Consider the following 18,282-nt stretch of genomic DNA (forward strand, 5'->3'; position numbering starts at 1 on the left):
TGGCTGTGAAGTCCGCGCTGCGCGGATCAATGGTGGTGCGCAATGCTGTCACAGAAATTCCTCCGGGATATCGAGGTGGCGGGCACGGAGCCATTCGCCCAGGGCCTTGGCCTGCGCGTCAAAGCGGGCGTTCGACGCCACGCCTTCCCCGAGCAGGCCGCGGATGACAAAGTTCACGGCGTGCAGTTTCGGCAGCACGTGCCGTTCAATCTCCAGCGTTTTTGTTTCGGGCAGCAGATCCCTCAGCCGCTCCACGGTGAGGGTGTGTACCAGCCAGGGCCAGGCATCGTCGCGCTCGACCCACACGCCCACATTGGCGTCGCCGCCTTTGTCACCGCTGCGGGCCGCCGCGACCCGCCCGAGCGGGGCACGCGCCGTCGTACTTCCCTGCCGGAATTGCGGGAGGGTTGGTTCCTCCACAGTGGCAAGGGCGACGGCGGATGGCACAGTTCCGGGGTGGGGCGGGACTTCCGCTGTGGTTCCGTCGGGCAGCGTGACGAGGTGCGGGACCGCTGTGGCGCGGACCCAGCCGGGTGTGTAGACGCCGTAGGGAGCGGCGTCGCCGGGCGGGGCGGTCAGGTGGAAGCCGGGGTAGCTGGCCAGGCCGATCTGGACGGCGGCGTTGGAGAAGGCGCGGCCCACGATTTTCGGGTCCTGGCCGCGGGCCACGCAGTGCAGCATGGCGCTGGCTTCCTCTTCCGTGGCGGCGTCTTCGTGGTCGGTGCGGGCCAGGGACCAGGTGGTGCCGTCTGGAACTGCGTGCCCGATCTGGCTTTGGATGAGGGCCGCCTTCTTCTCGATGTCCAGGCCGGTGAGGACAAAGGTGACCTCGTTGCGGAAGCCGCCGAGGGCGTTGATGGAAACCTTCAGCGTGTCCGGCGGGGCCTCCCCGCGGACGCCGGAGAGGCGCACCCGGTCGGGGCCGTCGTCGTCGAGCGCGATGGAGTCCAGGCGCAGGACGGCGTCCGGTCCGGCATAGCGGGCGCCGGTGATTTCGTAGACCAACTGGGCCGTGACTGTGCCCTTCGTGACGGCGCCGCCGGTTCCCGGGTGCTTCGTGATCACGCTCGATCCGTCTTCTTCGATTTCCGCGATGGGGAAGCCGGGGCGGCGCATGCCCTCTAGGCGATCGAAGAAGGCGTAGTTGCCGCCGGTGGCCTGGGTGCCGCATTCGATGACATGGCCGGCGGCCATGGCCCCGGCGATTTCGTCGTAGTCCGTGGCTTTCCAGTTGAAATGGTGTGCGGCGGCGCCCACCACGAGCGAGGCGTCCGTGACGCGTCCGGTGACGACGATGTCCGCGCCTTTTTTGAGGGCCGCGGAGATGCCCCAGCCGCCCAGGTAGGCGTTGGCGGACAGCGGCGTGCCGGTGCTTGTGGTGAGGCCGAGCTCCTCTGCGCGGTCGATGAGGTCATCGCCGTGGACGTGGGCGATCCTCGCCTTCACTCCCAGGGTGGCCGCGAGTTCCTGGAGCTTGGCGGCGAGGCCTGCCGGGTTCAGTCCGCCGGCGTTGACCACAATCTTCACGCCCTTGTCCATGGCCAGGGCCAGGCTTTGGCGCATCTCGGCCAGGAAGGTTTTTGCGTAGCCGGTGCTGGGGTCCTTGGCGCGGTCGCGGGCCAGGATGAGCATGGTCAGCTCGGCCAGGTAGTCGCCGGTGATGACATCAAGGGGGCCGCCCTCCAGCATCTCCTGGAACGCGCCCGCCCTGTCGCCGTAAAAGCCGGAAGCGTTGGCAACGCGCAGCACGCTCATGCTTGTGGCTCCTGCGAAACGGCTGCCGTGGTGGACTCCCCGGGCCGGGCCAGGCTCTGCCGTTCCTCGGGCTGCAGGCCGTCACTCTGTCGTCCCTCCCTCTGTCGTCCCTCGCCGGGAGGCCCGGCGAACGCCTGCACAATGTCCAGCCACGTCTCCGCGTTGGGCCCAACGGCTGTGAGGGCGAGGTCGTCGCGGTGCCGGCGCTGGGTGGCCAGCAGGCAAAATTCTTCCGCCATTCCGGTGACGCGTTCTGCGGCATCCTCCGGGCCCCAGGTCCACGTGCCGCCTGCGGGGCTTTCGAGTTCGACCCGGAATTCCGCTTCAGGTGGCGATAGTTGGTGCAGTTTGAAGGCAAAGTTCCGGGTGCGCACGGCCAGGTGGGCAATGTGCCGCAGCCGTTCAGAGGGCTGGCGGCCGGCACCCAGGGCGTCGGCAATGTCCTGGCCGTGCGCCCACGTCTCCATGATGCGCGCCGTCGCCATGGAGGTGGCGCTCATGGGCGGTCCAAACCAGGGCAGCTTGGCACCCGGGGCGACCCTGCGCAGGGAAGCTGCCATCCGGCGTCGTCCATCCCTCCACTGCGCCAGCAACTCAGCGGGCGGAAGGGCAGCCATCCCGGCGGCGGCGGAATCGATTGTGACGGCCCCGGACTGGAGCCCGGCGCCCAGCGCGGCGAAGGCGGCGGCGTCACCATTGGCGGCGGCCGCGGCATCAATCACGACGGCGTCCGTCCAGGCCAGGTGGCCGATCTGGTGGGCGATGGACCAACCCGGCGCGGGCGTTTCACGGGACCAGTCCCCAGCCGGCAGCTCGGCCAACAGCCCGTCAAGCACCTGCGCCTCGGCCTCGTAATCGGCCAGCACATCCGCCACATCCACCACAGTCCAACTCCCTCGTCGTCCCTACGCTGCACACTCGTACTGCAAGTATGTGACCTGGTTCATAATAAAGCAAGCGTGCTTGATTGTTTCTATTTCGTGCTACCGTCCTCGTGTGAGCAGAACAGTCATGGCACCCCAGCAGGACCGCAGCCGAGCCACGCGGGAACGGCTGCTGGAGAGTGCCGTGACCCTACTCTCGGAGACCGGCTGGAACAACACCACGGTCACCACGGTGGCCGCCCATGCGGGGGTTTCGCGCGGCGCCACGCAGCATCACTTCCCCACGCGGGACGACCTCTTCACAGCTGCCATCGAACACATGACCGTGGCCCGGGTCCACGAAGTCCGGACGGCACTTGCCATCCATTCGGGCGGGCGCGCCCCTGTGCGGGAGGTGCTGGATTCGCTGGTGGGCTTGTATACCGGCCCCCTGTTCAAGGCGGCCCTGCAGGTCTGGACGGCAGCCGCCGTCGACCCTGTTGTACGTGAGCACATCATCCCGCTGGAGCAGACCGTGGCAAGGGAGGCGTTCCGGCTCGCGTCAACGCTGCTGAACATCGATCGGGAGAATCCGCGGCTGCGCGCCATCGTGGCAGCCACCCTGGACCTTGGCCGCGGGCTTGGCCTGGCCAACATTTTGACGGACGACGCTGGCCGCCGTACCTGGGTGCTCGACGCCTGGTGCACGGAGCTTGAGGCAATCATCACCGCAGAATCCCCCACCCCCTAAAACGCTCCCTCACTTCCAGGGCGCTTTTCACAAACGCTCCTGCACCTCCGCTTTTTGCCGCTGCCCGATAAGATCATTCCAATGCCATTGGGGCATCGGGAATGGCAGAATTGAAACGGACACCACATGAGCACAACAGGCGGCACCGCAGCTTCAGGAACTGAGTCTTCCGGGAACGGTTCCTCCGGCACCAAGGTCCTGATCAGCCTGGCCGCCGCGGTCATTGTCCTTTGGGGACTGGGCAGGATTTCATCCATTGTGGGACCGGTCTTTTTGGCGCTGATCCTGACCATTTGCGTCTATCCGCTCAAGCAGCGCCTCATGGCACGCGGCGTCCCGCCGGTGCTGGCCACCATTTCAACGATTCTGGCTGTGTACGCCATGATTGGGGCGCTGGTGGCCTCCCTGTGGGTCTCCGCCGTCCAGCTCACCAAACTGCTGCCGCAATTTGCACCCCAAATAGCCGAACTCCGCGACGATCTACGGGTCTTCCTGCACGACTCCCTGGGGATCGGTGACGACCAGGTCCGCGCCATCGTCAATTCCATTGATTTGCGGGTCCTGCTCGACACCGCCTACAACCTGCTCGGCAGCGCCATGAACATGGGTTCCGCAACGGTGTTCTTGCTGCTATTGATCATGTTCATGAGCATCGACGCCACCTACTTCCCCACGATTCTGGCCGTCGTGAAAGAGAAGCGTGCGCCCGTCGTAGAAGCTCTGTCCAACTTCGCAAAACTCTCCCGTTCCTTCATGATCATGACCACGATCTTCGGCGCCATCGTGGCGGCGCTGAACCTGGCGCTCCTACTGATCCTGGGCGTTCCGGGCGCCGGACTGTGGGCGCTGCTGGCCTTCGTCTGCGGCTTCATCCCGTTCATCGGCTTCTGGATCTCCCTGGTCCCTGCCGCCATTATGGCCCTGCTGGCCGGCGGACTGCCCACCTTCATCGGCGTCGTGGCGTTCTACGGGGTCATCAATTCCCTGATCCAGTCGATCATCCAGCCCAAATTTGTCTCCGGCTCGGTCAATCTGAACATGACGCTGACATTCCTGTCAGTCATCTTCTGGTCCGCCCTGCTGGGTCCGCTCGGTGCCCTGATGGCCGTCCCTCTCTCACTGCTTGCCAGGGCAATACTCGTTGACTCACACCCGGAATCCGCATGGCTGAAACCGTTCATTGGCGACGTCAGCGAGTCCAAGGCAATGCTCGTGGCCCAGCGGGCGGAAGCCAAGGCGGCCAAGGGGGCCAAGGCCTGACATCCGGTCCGGTTTCACGAGCCACGCAAAAATTCCAGGCACGACGGCGGGAAGTCACCTTTCACGGGCCGCCCGCCTCGCACCGTCGTCACCGACTGGCCCGCCAGCGGGGCAACGCTCATCACCAGGTGAGCGAGCGTTGCCCGAAAATGCCCCATAAGTGAAGGAGCGTCCGCCAAAACACCCCGTTATCTGCAGGAGCGTTTGGAAGTGGGGGCGGAGGTGGGGGCGGACGTCGGTGTGGGATGCGGGGCTATTGGAGGTTCGAGGTCAGCCTGGCCGCGCTGTCCCAGAACTTCTCCCAGACGGGACGCTTGACCCAGTCGGCCAGTTCCAGCTCGCGGCTGTTGGCCCGGTAGCCGTCCTCGATCCCCCGCAGCTGCACCACAAAGGCCCGGCTGTGGATGAGCACCGAGATCTCCATATTCAGCGAGAACGACCGCACGTCCATGTTGGAGGAGCCGATCACTGCCACATCGGAGTCGATGCTGAAGTGTTTGGCATGCAGCACCTCTGGCGCCTTGTACAAATAGATCTTCACGCCCGCCCGCAGCAGCGCCTCGTAATAGGAGCGTTGGGCGTGGTAGACCATGGCCTGGTCGCCAATCTCAGACACAAACAGCTCCACCGACAGCCCCCGCCCGGCAGCCGTGATAATCGCCATGAGCACCGAGTCCTCCGGCACAAAGTACGGGCTGGTAATACTGACCCGCTCCGTCGCCTGGTGGATCATCGCCACAAACAACTTCAGGTTGTTGTCATTTTCAAAGCTGGGCCCGCTCGGCACAACCTGCGCATCGACGCGGTGCGGGGCCGGATCCAGCACCACGGGCGAGGTGTCCAGCACCAGCAGTTCATCCGTCTCGCTGAACCAGTCGGTGACGAAAACGGCGTCCAGTTCCCGCACGGCGGGCCCATGGATGCGCATCATGAGCTCATGCCAGCGCAGCCCGCGGGCAATGTTTTTCTTCTTGTTGTAGCTCTCGTGCACCAGGTTTTGCGAGCCCGTGAACCCCACCTGCCCGTCCACCACCAACAGCTTGCGGTGGTTGCGCAGGTCGATCCGCTGCCAGTGCCCCTGCCACGGGCGCAGCGGCAGCATGGCGTGGTATTCGGCGCCCATCCCTGCCAGCCGGGACAGGGTTTCCTTGCGCCCCGGGTTCATGAGCGAGGCCAGGTGGTCGCTCATCACCCGCACCGTCACTCCCCTGGCCGCAGCCCGGGCCAGCGCGTCAAAGAACGGCCGCGTGGCGCCGTCGTGCACCAGGATGTAAAACTCCACGTGCACGTATTTCTCGGCCCGGTCAATCTCCGCCGCCATCGCCGCGATGGAACCGTGGTAGTCCGGGAGAAGTTCGACGTCGTTGCCTCCCACCATGGGCAGCGCACCGAGCGCGCTGTTGAGGGTCACCATGCCCGGCAGGCCTTTGGGCCAGTCTTCCTTGTGGCTGAACTGGTCGAACCCCTCGGTGCGTTCCAGGAACAGCTCATTGACAAGTTTTTGCTTGTCCCTTCGCGCCTTGGGCAGCCGTGAAAAGCCAACCAGCATGAACGCGACCAGGCCAACGTAGGGGATAAAAATGATGGTGAGCATCCAGGCGATGGCCGTGGCCGGGCGGCGTCGGGCCGAAATGTAGGCAACGGCAACGGCGCCCAAAATGAGGTGTCCCGCCAGGAGGATCCAGGCCCACGTCTCCGGATCGATCATCATGTATTTCCGCTCTCTGGTCCGGTCATGGATGGCAAAGGCGGCGGGCACACACGGTGCCCGTCGCCTTTGTTGATCCTACCTACTGGTGCCGCCGGGGGAGCCTACGGCTTGGCGTAATTGACGATGAATTCGCTCAGCAGCCGAGTCCCGTAGCCGGTGGCGCCGCTGGGACGCCAGGACTCGTCGGAGTCGCTCTTCATGGTGCCGGCAATGTCCAGGTGCGCCCACGGGGTGCCCTTGACAAACTCCGAGAGGAAAAGCGCCGCCGTGATGGCGCCGGCCGTGGGTCCGCCCATGTTGGAGATGTCGGCGATATCCGAGTCCAGTTGCTTGCGGTAGCGGGTTTCCAGCGGCAGCTGCCAGATGGACTCGCCCGAAACGCCACCGGCCGTCTTGATCTGCTCCACCAGGGGCTGGTCGTTGCCGATCACGGCCCCGACCAGGGTGCCGAGGGCGGCCATGGCGGCGCCCGTGAGCGTGGCGGCGTCAACAATGGCGTCGGGGCTTTCCTCCATGGCCAGGGACAGTGCGTCCATCATGACCAGGCGGCCCTCGGCGTCGGTGTTCTTGACCTCAACCGTGGTGCCGTTGCGGGCCTTGAGCACGTCGCCAAGCTTCGTGGCCGTGCCGGAGGGCATGTTGTCGGTGCAGACCAGCCAGGCACTGACCGCTGCCGTGGCGCCCAGGTCCCGCAGGCCGGTCATGGCGGCCAGCACTGCTGCGGAGCCCGCCATGTCCATCTTCATGGCCAGGTGCATGGGGTCGGAAGGCTTGAGGCTGATGCCGCCGGAATCGTACATGATGCCCTTGCCCACCAACGCCAGGTTCGCCGTGGGTTCGCCGTCGGGCACATAGCGCAGCACGATCAGGCGCGGCTCCTCGAAGCTGCCGACATTGACGCCCAGCAGCCCGCCGCAGCCCATCTCAATGAGCGCTGCCAAGCCGTACGTTTCCACGCTGAGCCCGAATCCGGGCCCCTGTTCGGCCGCAAAGTCGGCGTACTCCGTGGCCGTGAGATGGCCGGGAGGGTTGTTGGCGAGGTCGCGGGCCAGTGCGGCCGAGCGGGCCAGGACCTTGCCACGGGCGGCGCCTGACTCGGCACCAACACCCGCACCTACAATTTCAAGGCTTTCGACCGCAAGGGACGTGGGCTTGTTTTTCAGGGCATTGAAGCGGTACCGGGCCAACAGCGCACCCTCCACCGAGGCCTGGGCGGCCAGCGCACCATCAACGCCGTGCCCGTCCGGGAGCACCAGCGCCAGGTTCACATGGCGGGCGGCGGCCGCGGCAAACGCGGCAGCGCCGTCCCGCAACTCATCCACGGTGCGGGCGGCACCGCTGCCGGCGCCCACGGCGAGTACCGCCGTCGTGCCTTCACGGGGCAGCAGCAATGCCTGGCCGGCAGCGCCGGTAAATCCGGCGGCAGCCAGGGCATCTCGGCCCAGACCCAGTTCGGTCGGGACGTCCCCTTCAGTGGACACGTAATATCCGACGGCGGTGGCCGCCCCTCCCAGCGTCGTCGCGGCGGAAACGGTGGGATCCAGCTGCAGGGATGGTGCCGGATCGTAGGATTCCGGGATGAGCTTGTTGGGTGAATGTGCCATGGAAGAACAACCTTTCAAGGGAATGCGGGTTGACTGCTGGGCGAAGAAGGGGCCGGAGGGTGGGCTAGGAAGCCGGGCCCCACGGGATGCCGGTGACGAACCAGAGGATCAGGAAAGCCGTCCACACAACAATCAAGACCACCGTGTACGGCAGCATCATGGCCACGATGGTGCCCACGCCCGACTTGGGGCGGTATTTCTGGGCGAAGACCACGATCATGGCAAAGTACGGCATGAGCGGGGTGACGATGTTCATAGGTGAGTCCCCCACGCGATAGGCGGCGAGAACTGCCTCCGGCTCGATGCCAAGGCGCATGAACAGGGGCACGAAGATCGGGGCCAGGATGGCCCAGGCCGGCAGTCCGCCGGGCATCAGGATGTCGATGATGAGGGCGACAATGACGAAGCCGATCAGCAGCGGGATGGGTCCGAAGCCGGAGGTTTCCAGCCAGTCGGCCATGCCCACGGCACCCACAGTGGCCAGATTGGTGTAGGCGAAGTAGGCGATGAACTGGGCGATGACCAGCAGCAGGAAGATCAGCCCGGCCAGGTTGGCGAACGTCTTCACAATGGGGTTGATGATGTCCATGCTGTTCTTGATGGTGCCGGCGCCCAGCCCGTAGGCGATGCCGCAGCCAAGGAACACGATCATAACCAGGAAGATGATGCTGTCCATCAGCGGGGCGGCCACAATGAGCGAGCCCGTTTCCGGGTTGCGCAGGGGACCCCAGGAGGGCAGCGAGAGGACAAGCACGACGGCGGCAATCCCCACCGCCGTGTAGAGAGCCCACAGCAGGCCCTTCTTTTCCTCCTTGTTCAATGCGCCGTCCTCGTGCCCGGCTGATGGGCCTTCGTAGACGCCCAGGCGGGGTTCGACGAACTTGTCCGTCAGGATGGTGCAGATGATGGCTACGAGGACCGTGGAGGCGATGCTGAAGTACAGGTTGGCCGTCACGTCGAGGTTCCGGGCCGGATCCATCATGTGGATCGCCTCGTTGGTGACCTCGGTGAGCATGCCGTCCAGCGGGGTGATCAGGATGTTGACGCCAAAGCCTGCCGCCACACCTGAGAAGGCTGCGGCCAGGCCGGCCAGCGGGTGCCTTCCCAGGGAGTGGTAAATGGCTGCGCCAAGCGGGATCAGGACCATGTAGCCGGCGTCGGTGGCGATGCTGGAGATGACACCCAGGATCACGATCACGAAGGTGATCATGCTGGGATGCGTGACCAGGACCAGCTTACGGATCAGGGCGGAGATCAGCCCTGCTTCCTCGGCCAGGCCCACACCGAGCATGGCGACGAGGATGACCCCCACCACGCCAAAGTTGGTGAAGTTGGTGACCATGGAGGTAAAGAGGAAGCGGATGCCGTCGGCGTCGAGGAGGCTGCGCACCTTGGTGGTGACATCGTCGATCTCGCCCGTGACAATGTTGGCGCTTTGGAACGTTGCGCTGGCGCCTGCCCAAGAGAAGGCGACGGACAGCACCATGACGATCCCGATAAGAATCAGGAAGATGACTGCGGGGTGCGGAACCTTGTCCCCCACCACCTCAACACCCGTCAGGAACTTCTCAAGCACCGACTTCTTTTGCGGCTTGAGCGCCGCCTCTTTACTAGCCATGGTGTATCTGCCCCAATCAAAAGGTCAAACGGTTATGCCAGGGCCTTGGCCTTGAGCTGGGTGTACTCGGACTCATTGATGGTGCCGGCGTCGAGCAGGGACTTTGCCGCTGCGATCTGGTCGGCCGGACTCTGGGTGCCGGCGACCCGGCGGAGGTATTCCTCAGTGTGCTGCTGCGCAGACGCTGCCACCTTGACACTTCGTTTGGACATCCCGGCACCGCGGACAATGATGTAAATCAGTGCCGAAATATACGGGGTCACCAGCAGGAAGAATATCCAGATTGCCTTGAAAATTCCGGAAAGTGATTCATCCCGGAAAATGTCGGCCACAATCTGAAACAGCAGGATCAGGTAGGCCAAAAACAAGAAGGCAATGGTAATGGACCAAAAAACTTCAAAAAACTGCATTATTTTCCCCAATAAATTCGGTAGTTACGGCGTGCCCGAGGCGTCGCCAGCAGGACCAGACGTTGATCCCAATCAGTGATGATGCTGTCAGAATAGCAGCCCTTCACAGTATTTTGTCCCCTACAAAGGTCACAATCTACATACGGTAGAACTTCGCGTCACAATTGTCCTGCCACTCCTTGTTCACTAGCCTGTGCCTATGAGTGAAATAGCTACAATGCTGGTAATTCTGACAATTACGATTGTCATATTTGTTTGGAATAAGATTCCCGTTGAAATAGTGGCCATTGGTGTGGCACTGCTGCTCTTTGCCACCGGGATTATCGACATTGATGACACATTTTCAGGATTTGGCTCCCAAACTGTGGTCCTCATCGCCGCCCTATTTGTGGTGGCGGAGGCCATCGACGCTGCCGGCATCACCACCTGGATGGGCGGGTTGCTGGTGCGCTTTGCCGGCGACAGCCGTCCCCGCCTGATTGCCCTGATCATGCTGTTCACGGCGTTTCTTACCGCCGTTATCAGTGTCAACGGCGCCGTGGCCGCATTGCTGCCAATGGTGGTGGTGCTGGCCGTGCGCCTCGGCCGGGAACCCGGCCAGTTGCTCATGCCCATGGCCTTTGCCGCGCACGCAGGATCCTTGCTGGTGTTGACCGGTTCGCCTGTGAACATCCTCATCCTTGAGGCGGCCATTGGTGCCACGGGGGATGGCATTGGCTTCTTCGAGTTTGCCCTGGTGGGGCTGCCGCTGCTCATTGGCACCATTCTCATTGCCATCTACCTGGGACCGAAGCTGCTGCCGCAACGGGTTCCGGAGGCAACGCCGAAGGATCTGAGCAACCATCCGCGCGTCATACTGAGCCATTATTGGCCGGATGAACACGAACTGACCAGGCTCCGCATTCCGGCTGCAAGCACCCATGTTGGGCACGCCATCGAGGGAGTGCTTCCGGCAACCCGCGGTGATGTACACCTGATCAGCGTGCAAAATTCTGCGGGGAAGCCTCTGACACGGGACACCCTGGAGGCTGGCAATTACCTGGTGGTCCGGGGAACCGCCACGGACATTGCGGACTTCGCGGTGGAACACGAGATGAGTGTGGAGTCTGCAGGCGAAAACGGCGTTGCCTGCGGGCTCGTCAGCAAGTCCTTTGGCGTGGCGGAGGTGCTTGTATCCCCCCGGTCAAACCTCATCGGCACCGATGTTTACCCCGGCATGGTCACGGAGAGCGGATCCCTGGTGGTGCTGGCACACCAGCGGGCCGGAAAGGCCACTGCCGGCAACACTCCTGCCACACGGGCCACAGGGGTCAAGGCCGGCGACACATTATTGTTGCAGGGCAGCTGGGTGGCTCTCGACAAGCACACGCAGGACCAAAACGTCCTCCTCGTCGACTCCCCGGACGCCATCCGCCGCCAGACGGTCCCGCTTGGCCCCGGAGCCATCCCGGCACTGGTGATCCTGGCCGCGATGGTCGTTATGATGACGACCAACATCGTCCCGGCTGCCGTCGCGGCGCTGCTGGCAGCCATGGCCATGGTGCTGAGCCGCGTTGTCACGATCGGTCAGGCGCACCGATCCATGGCCTGGCAGACCTTGATCCTGGTGGCCGGCATGATCCCGCTCTCGGCCGCCATCACTAAAACAGGCACCGCCAAGATGCTTGCCGACGGCATTGTCACCCTCACCGGCGGCGGCAGCCCCTACCTGCTGCTGGTCGGCATCTTCCTTGTCACGGCCGTGCTGGGCCAGCTCATCAGCAACACGGCCACCGCGCTGATCATCATCCCCATCGCCTTGTCAGTTGCCACGGAGGCGGGCCTGTCACCCATCACGGTGCTCATGTGTGTCAGCGTGGCGTCCGCCGCGGCGCTGCTGACGCCCATCGCCACTCCGGCCAACATGATGATCATGCGCCCCGCAGGATACAAGTTTGGCGACTACTGGAAGTTCGGTGCGGTCATCATGGCCCTCTACCTGGTGGTGGCGGTGTTCCTGGTGCCGGTGTTCTGGCCCTTCTAAACCTGCCACCCAGCCCGCCGTCGAATCTAACCCTGCGACCCAGCCCGCCGTCGAATCTAACCCTGCGACCCAGCCCGCCGTCGAATCTAAACCTGCCACCCAGCCCGCCGTCGAATCTAACCCTGCGACCCAGCCCGCCGTCGAAAAATGATCGCGGTTCCGCCAAATGATTCTGGGATTCCGGGAGCAGAAAGCGTGATCGGGATCATTTCCCCAAACGAACTTTGCCGGGAAACAGAAAAGTCCCCAATCCGAAGACTGGGGACTTTCCTTGTGGAGTTGCGGGGACAGGATTTGAACCTGTGACCTCCGGGTTATGAGCCCGGCGAGCTACCGAACTGCTCCACCCCGCGATGTGATTATTACTTTACCGTGCATTGTCTCGCAGGCAAAACTGTGGACACGTGACGTTCATCTCCCCTGCTGCCGACCAGGGGAAAGGCCCCGGACCAAGTGGTGCGTCCGGGGCCTTTCAGTCATGCACGACGCGGAACTAGGGTGCCGCGCTCGGCGAGGGCGTCGCCTCCGGTGCTGGCGTTGCGCCCGCACCTTCCGCGGCCAGCGCTGCGGCAATCGCAGCCTCCAACTGCTTCTGGGCCACACCGTAGGCGGCAAAGTCACCCTTGGCCAAGGCGGCCTGTCCGGCCTGCAGGGCCGTGTTTGCGTCACTGAGCGCCTGGGTGAGGGCCGCATTGTCACCGGCCCCGGGCGTGGCGGTGCCGCCTTCCGCGGAACCGCCTGTGCCGGGCTTTTGGACGCCAACATCGCCCGCGGCGGCACCGGAGTCGCCACCAAACAGCTTGTCCAGGGCCTCATTCAACGTGGGCGCATAACCAATCTTGTCACCGAAGGCCACGAGGACGCGCTGCAGCGTGGGGTACGACGTGGAGCCCGTTGACTGCACATAGACCGGTTGCACATACAACATGCCACCGCCCATGGGGAGCGTGAGCAGGTTGCCGTTGATGACATCGGACTGTCCCAGCTTCAGCACGTTCAGCTGCTCGGAAACAGTGGGGTCGGACTGGAAGGTGTTTTGCACCTGACCGGGACCGGGCACCTGGGTGGCATCCGGCAGCTGCAGGAGCTGCAGCTTCCCGTAGTCGGGGCTTTTGACACCCTTGACGTTGCCGGCATCACCGTTGGCAGCCATGAAGCCGTACAGGATGTTGCGGGAATCAGTGTTCTTGACTTCCTGCGGAATGAAGTCGGTGGTCAAGGAGAAGGCAGTCTTATCCTTGCCCGGCATCTTCAATGACAGGTAGTACGGGGGCTGCTTGTCAACGGCCTCGGTGGTGGGGTCGTCCGGGACGCTCCAGGCCAGGGTGTTTTTGAAGAAGTTCGTGGGATCCGTGACGTGGTAGCGCCCCATCAACTCACGCTGCACCTTGAACAGGTCCTCCGGGTAGCGCACGTGGGACATGACGTCACCCGACATTTCCGTGAAGGGCTTCACACTGGTGGGGAACACCTTCTGCCACGCCTTCAGGATCGGGTCCTCGGTGTCCCAGGCATACAGGTCAACTGAGCCGTCGTAGGCATCAACCGTTGCCTTGACGGAGTTGCGGATGTAATTGATGGACGCGTTCGGCAAGGGAGCGATGCCGCCGGCTGCGGTCAGTGAGTCAGTGGTGGCTTCCTGAAGCTGCTGCTGCTGCGAATACGGGTAGTAGGAGCTGGTGGTGTAGCCGTCCACAATCCACTTGACCTTGCCATCAACAATCGCCGGGTAGGGGTTGCCGTCCAGGGTCAGGTACGGGGCAACCTTGGCAACACGTTCGGCCGGGGTGCGGTCATAGAGGATCTGTGACTTTTCGTTCACGCCGTTGGTCAGCAAGAGGTCCGTGGATTGGAACTTCAGCGCGTACATGACGCGGTTGAACCAGTTGCCCACGTTGGGACCGGCCTGGCCTGTGAACGTTGTCAGGGTCTCGTCCGAGGCGTTGTCGGTGGCTGCCGGGGTGTTGCCCTGAGGGCGGTCCAGCTCGATGGGATCGGTCCCCTCCGGGGCACCCACGATTGAATAGTCGGTGGTGGACTGGCCGAAATAGACGCGCGGCTGGTAGCTGGTGTCCGTGCCCAGCTTGCCCACTGAGGGTACGCCCGACTGCATGAAGACCGGCTTGCCGTCCGAGGTGACGGTATTGCCATAGGCCGCCACAACACCATAACCATGCGTGTACACCAGGTGCTGGTTGTACCAGCTCTGCTGGTCCGGGCTGATGCCCGCGGGGTTCAGTTCGCGCACTGCGATGACAGCGTCTTGGACCTTGCCGTCGATCGTGTACCGATCAACGTTGAGCGTCTTGGGGAACTTGTAGTACGGACGGTACTGTTCCAGCTGCGCAAAGGTTGAAGAGATCAGGTTGGGGTCCAGCAAACGGATGTTGGCTGCCGTGTCGGCATCCTGGCGCAGCGCGCCGGCTTCCGCATCAACCTTGGCGTTGTAGGGGGTGACCTCCATGCCGGTCAGCCCGTAGGCGTCACGGGTCATGTTGATGTTGCGCTCAATGTAGGGCAGTTCCACGTTGCCTTCAGAGGGCTTGACCTGCCATTCCTGCACGGCCCACGGGTAAATGCCACCGGCCACGATGGCAGTGACAACCAACATTCCGGTGCCGATCAGCGGCAGCTTCCATTTGCCCATGAAGGCGGCAATGATGAAGAGCACCGCGACAATGATGGCTGCCGCAGCCAGGATGGCCTTGGTGGGGATGACCGCGTTGACATCTGTGAACATGGCACCGGCACGGTAGCCGCCGTTGTCCTGCACGGTCCCGTAGCGTCCCAGCCAGAAGTTGGCACTGAGTAGCAGCAGGAAAACACCGGCCAGGATGGCAATGTGGATCTGGGCCTGGCGGGACGTGAAGATGCCGCGCTCTGTGAGCCGGATGGCACCGTAGAGGTAATGCGTGAGCAACCCAGTGATAAAGGCGATCACGGTGACGCTGATCAGCATGCCCACCACGAAGCCGAAGAACGGCAGTGTGCTGGTGTAGAAGCTGATGTCCAGGCCAAATTCCGGATCGGTCTTGCCGAACGGGACACGGTTCAGGAACAGCATGACCTTGTCCCACTGGGCCATGGCGGCAGTCCCGGCAAACAGTCCAAAGACCACGGGTACACCGATCATGACGACGCGGCGCACCGGCTCAAGCTGCATCTGGTAGCGGTTGAGGTTGTCCTCACGGGCGCTGTCGGGTGCATAGATCGGCCTGGCCTTGTAGGCGGCCCGGATGGAGAAGTACACCCCCAGTGCCATGATCAGGAACCCTGCGAGGAAGATCAACAGCTTGGCAAGGCGCTCAGTCCAGAACACGCCGGAATAGCCCAGCTGGTTGAACCACAGGAAGTCCGTGTAATAGCCGGAGAAGATCGCGATGGCAATGACCAGTGCTGCGACCACCAAAATGGTGGGCAGCAGGGCGCTGCGGCGCTTCGGCCGGACAGTATTGCCGGGCGGTGGGGATGGGCGGGATGTCACTCTCTACCTCTTACTCAACTGATGTACTTGTATCTACTGGTCTCACGAACGGTTCGTGAACTATGTTCCGGATGATGCTCAATCGTTACTCGCAGCGGGGAAGTGCAGTGCTGTCCTTGCCGGAGCCAATGCTGGAAACTGCGTCATACGCTTCTTTGAGTGTATTGACTTTGAAGACCTCAAGCCCGTTGGGAATGTGTCCCACCACGTCTTGGCAGTTCGCGCCCGGGGCCAAAAAGTACTCCGCCCCGGCGTTCTGCGCCCCCACCATCTTCTGTGCGATGCCGCCGATGGCACCAACATTTCCGGCCGGGTCAATGGTTCCGGTGCCGGCGAAATGTTTTCCGCCGGTCAGCTCACCAGGCGTCAATTTGTCCATGATGCCAAGGGCGAACATCATTCCGGCGCTGGGGCCGCCAATGTTGTCCAACGCAAATTTCACGTCAAAGGGGAACTTGAACGTGTTTTGCAGGGCAATCCCGAGCAGGTATTTGCCTTCCGCACCCAGCTTCGGTGTGAGCGTCAGTGTCTTTTCGGCACCTTCGCGCCGCACGGCAATGTCCACGGACGCACCCTCGCCCTGGGCCAGCACCTCTTGAATGTCCTGCAGTTTGGCGATCTTCCGTCCATCGATGGTGAGAAGGACGTCGTCGGGCTTCAAAATCCCGGAGGCGGCACCGTCGGCGGGGATGGAGGCCACCGAAAGGTTGGACTCATACTCGATGCCGAGCACGGTCAGGGCAGCGGCGGTGGCGTTGTCCTGGGAACCTGTCATGGCGGCGGAGTTCTCACTGTTGACAGCCTCCTGACTGGTGCCTGGGGCGTAAATGAGCTCGGCCGGGTACACGGTGTGCGAAGGCGTCAGCCAAGACACCACGGCATCGGCGAAGCGGATCTGACTGTCGGGCAGCCCGCCGGTCATGTGCACCGTAGTCAGGTCCAAGGTGCCGGTGGTAGCGGGGAAACTTTCACGCCCGGAGACCGTGATGATGTCCTTGCCGTTCAACTGGCCGATGGTGTTGATGGCCGGGCCCGGGGACTCAACAACGTACGGGACGGGGATGGTCATGGCGGCGACGGCCAGCACCACCGTCAGGACACCGGAGACCACCATGAAGGAGAATCTGCGGTCGCGAACCGTCGTGGGTGGTTGCGCCGCATCCATTGACTCCTGGCTCAAAACCGTGCCTCTCCACGCTGGTCCGCGCTATCGCCTGCAACCGCAGAAAACAGTCGCCAAGCCCCTAGCCTACTGTGTTCAGATGTACTGTGCTTGTGCCCCTGCTGGGAGTTGGCCGTGAATGCCGGCCACCCTTTGCCTAGAGCGAACAGTGCCCGTCCACAGGGCGACAACGCAGGACGACGGCGGTAACGTGAAGTTATTCAGCGTCCACGCCAACGATCGGGCCATCATGTCTTCCACACCAGCCAACAACGACGACGACGACACACCGAAGGACCCCCTTCAGGAAATGCTCGCCAACCTTTTGGGCGGCCAGGGCATGGAAGGCTTTGACCCGGCCGAGTTGGCAAAGGCTGCCGGCCTGCCGTCCGACCCCAACGCCTTGGCGCAAATGTTCTCGCAGGTGCAGGCCATGATGAGTGGCTCCTCGGACACCCCCGTCAACTGGGACCTTGCCCGGGATGCTGCCCGCAAGGCGGCCGCCGGCGATGACCCGTCAGTCACCCCCGCCCAGCAAAAAGAGGTGGACGAGGCCCTGCGACTTGCCGAAATGTGGCTTGATCCGTTCACCGAACTGGCCCCCACCGCCATCATTGGCCGTGCCTGGTCACGCGCGGAATGGGTTGAGGAAACACTTGGCACCTGGCAGCGTTTGACCGAACCGGTGGCCAACAGCATCGCCTTTGCCATATCCAAGGCCATGAATGAGCAGCTCCCCGAAGAGATGAAGTCCATGGTGGGCGGTGCAGCATCCATGATGCAAAACATGGGCGGTGCGTTGTTCGGGCTGCAGCTGGGCCAGGCCGTGGGCGCGCTTGCCAAGGAAGTGGTTGGCTCAACTGACATCGGCATCCCGCTGGCAGATTTGCAGATGGCCTTGTTGCCGGCGAATGTCAAAGCCTTCGGCGAGGGTTTGGAGGTCCCGGAGCAGGAAATCCGCTTGTTCCTGGCCCTGCGCGAGGCAGCCCACGCGCGCTTGTTTGTCCAGGTCCCCTGGCTGCGCGGCCACCTGCTTGGAACCATCGAATCGTATGCGCGCGGCATCCACATCGACATGTCCCGCATTGAGGATTTGGCGCATAACATCGACCCGGCCAACCCGGAATCCATGCAGGCTGCCCTCTCCGAAGGCGTCTTCATGCCAGCGCGCACCCCGGACCAAGATGCCGCCCTGGCCAAGCTGGAAACCGCACTGGCACTTGTTGAGGGTTGGGTTGATGAGCTGACCTTTGAAGCAGCCGCCAACCTCCCGTCGGCTGCCGCCATCCGCGAAACCATCCGGCGGCGCCGGGCCACCGGCGGTCCCGCTGAACATGCCTTCGGCACCCTGGTCGGGTTGGAGCTGCGCCCACGCAGGCTCCGCGAAGCCGCTGCCCTGTGGGCTTCATTGAAGGAACAGCACGGCATTGCCGGGCGCGACGCCATCTGGGCCCACCCCGACCTGCTGCCCACCTCAGCCGACCTGGACGACGCCGCCGGCTTCAGCGCCCGCCGCACCGCCGAGGCTGCCTCCGAATCGGACGTTGATGCCGCGTTGGCCAAGCTGCTTGACGGCGGCTTCGATGATCCGGAGCCCGAAGAGGACAAATAAGCGGGAATTTGGCCCCGGTTGCAGGTTCG

Annotated in this window: 12 protein-coding genes and 1 tRNA gene; 4 read left to right on the forward strand and 9 right to left on the reverse strand. The window is 63.3% G+C overall.

Annotated features, from left to right (window positions below):
• Positions 1–48: 48 nt before the first annotated feature.
• Positions 49–1,755, reverse strand: a complete 1,707-nt coding sequence (locus art_RS08410; protein WP_038463980.1) for an acyclic terpene utilization AtuA family protein — start codon at positions 1,753–1,755, stop codon at positions 49–51.
• Positions 1,752–2,639 (reverse strand): TIGR03084 family metal-binding protein, encoded by an 888-nt coding sequence (locus art_RS08415; protein WP_082000192.1) that lies wholly within the window; start codon positions 2,637–2,639, stop codon positions 1,752–1,754. Before art_RS08415 ends, art_RS08410 begins: the two co-directional genes overlap by 4 nt.
• Positions 2,640–2,751: 112 nt before the next feature.
• Between art_RS08415 and art_RS08420 the strand changes: the two genes are divergently transcribed.
• Both art_RS08420 and art_RS08425 read left to right on the forward strand, forming a co-directional pair.
• The gene (locus art_RS08420) at positions 2,752–3,369 is read left to right on the forward strand and encodes a TetR/AcrR family transcriptional regulator (protein ID WP_216699591.1); all 618 of its coding nucleotides are present in this window, start codon (positions 2,752–2,754) and stop codon (positions 3,367–3,369) included.
• Positions 3,370–3,495: 126 nt separating this feature from the next.
• Complete coding sequence (locus art_RS08425; RefSeq protein WP_052136142.1) at positions 3,496–4,629, forward strand: AI-2E family transporter; 1,134 nt, start codon at positions 3,496–3,498, stop codon at positions 4,627–4,629.
• A gap of 253 nt (positions 4,630–4,882) precedes the next feature.
• Here art_RS08425 and cls read toward each other — a convergent pair whose 3' ends face one another.
• From cls to art_RS08445, 4 genes are all read right to left on the reverse strand, one after another.
• Complete coding sequence (gene cls, locus art_RS08430) at positions 4,883–6,388, reverse strand: cardiolipin synthase (protein ID WP_253901527.1); 1,506 nt, start codon at positions 6,386–6,388, stop codon at positions 4,883–4,885.
• Between the two features lie 53 nt (positions 6,389–6,441).
• Positions 6,442–7,944, reverse strand: coding sequence for a M17 family metallopeptidase (locus art_RS08435; RefSeq protein ID WP_038463986.1), 1,503 nt, complete (start codon positions 7,942–7,944; stop codon positions 6,442–6,444).
• Positions 7,945–8,008: 64 nt separating this feature from the next.
• On the reverse strand, positions 8,009–9,562 hold the full coding sequence (locus art_RS08440; protein WP_052136143.1) for an AbgT family transporter: 1,554 nt from the start codon (positions 9,560–9,562) through the stop codon (positions 8,009–8,011).
• Positions 9,563–9,594: 32 nt separating this feature from the next.
• Entirely contained in the window at positions 9,595–9,972 is a 378-nt protein-coding gene (locus art_RS08445) for an SHOCT domain-containing protein (RefSeq protein WP_038463992.1), read from the reverse strand.
• Positions 9,973–10,171: 199 nt separating this feature from the next.
• Between art_RS08445 and art_RS08450 the strand changes: the two genes are divergently transcribed.
• Complete coding sequence (locus art_RS08450; protein WP_038463995.1) at positions 10,172–11,995, forward strand: SLC13 family permease; 1,824 nt, start codon at positions 10,172–10,174, stop codon at positions 11,993–11,995.
• A gap of 279 nt (positions 11,996–12,274) precedes the next feature.
• On the opposite strand, the gene art_RS08455 is transcribed toward art_RS08450, so the two are convergent.
• The 3 genes from art_RS08455 to art_RS08465 form a co-directional block, all read right to left on the reverse strand.
• A tRNA-Met gene (locus art_RS08455) sits at positions 12,275–12,348 on the reverse strand.
• 140 nt (positions 12,349–12,488) lie between these two features.
• Positions 12,489–15,479 carry a UPF0182 family protein gene (locus tag art_RS08460; protein WP_038463998.1) on the reverse strand — a complete coding sequence of 997 codons (2,991 nt, stop codon included), beginning with the start codon at positions 15,477–15,479 and terminating at the stop codon, positions 12,489–12,491.
• An 85-nt stretch (positions 15,480–15,564) separates the two neighbouring features.
• Positions 15,565–16,659, reverse strand: a complete 1,095-nt coding sequence (locus art_RS08465) for a PDZ domain-containing protein (protein ID WP_038464001.1) — start codon at positions 16,657–16,659, stop codon at positions 15,565–15,567.
• A gap of 232 nt (positions 16,660–16,891) precedes the next feature.
• Here art_RS08465 and art_RS08470 point away from each other — a divergent pair, with 232 nt between their 5' ends.
• Positions 16,892–18,253 (forward strand): zinc-dependent metalloprotease, encoded by a 1,362-nt coding sequence (locus tag art_RS08470; protein WP_038469355.1) that lies wholly within the window; start codon positions 16,892–16,894, stop codon positions 18,251–18,253.
• Positions 18,254–18,282: the final 29 nt, after the last annotated feature.

The organism is Arthrobacter sp. PAMC 25486 (assembly GCF_000785535.1).
Classification (GTDB): domain Bacteria; phylum Actinomycetota; class Actinomycetes; order Actinomycetales; family Micrococcaceae; genus Specibacter.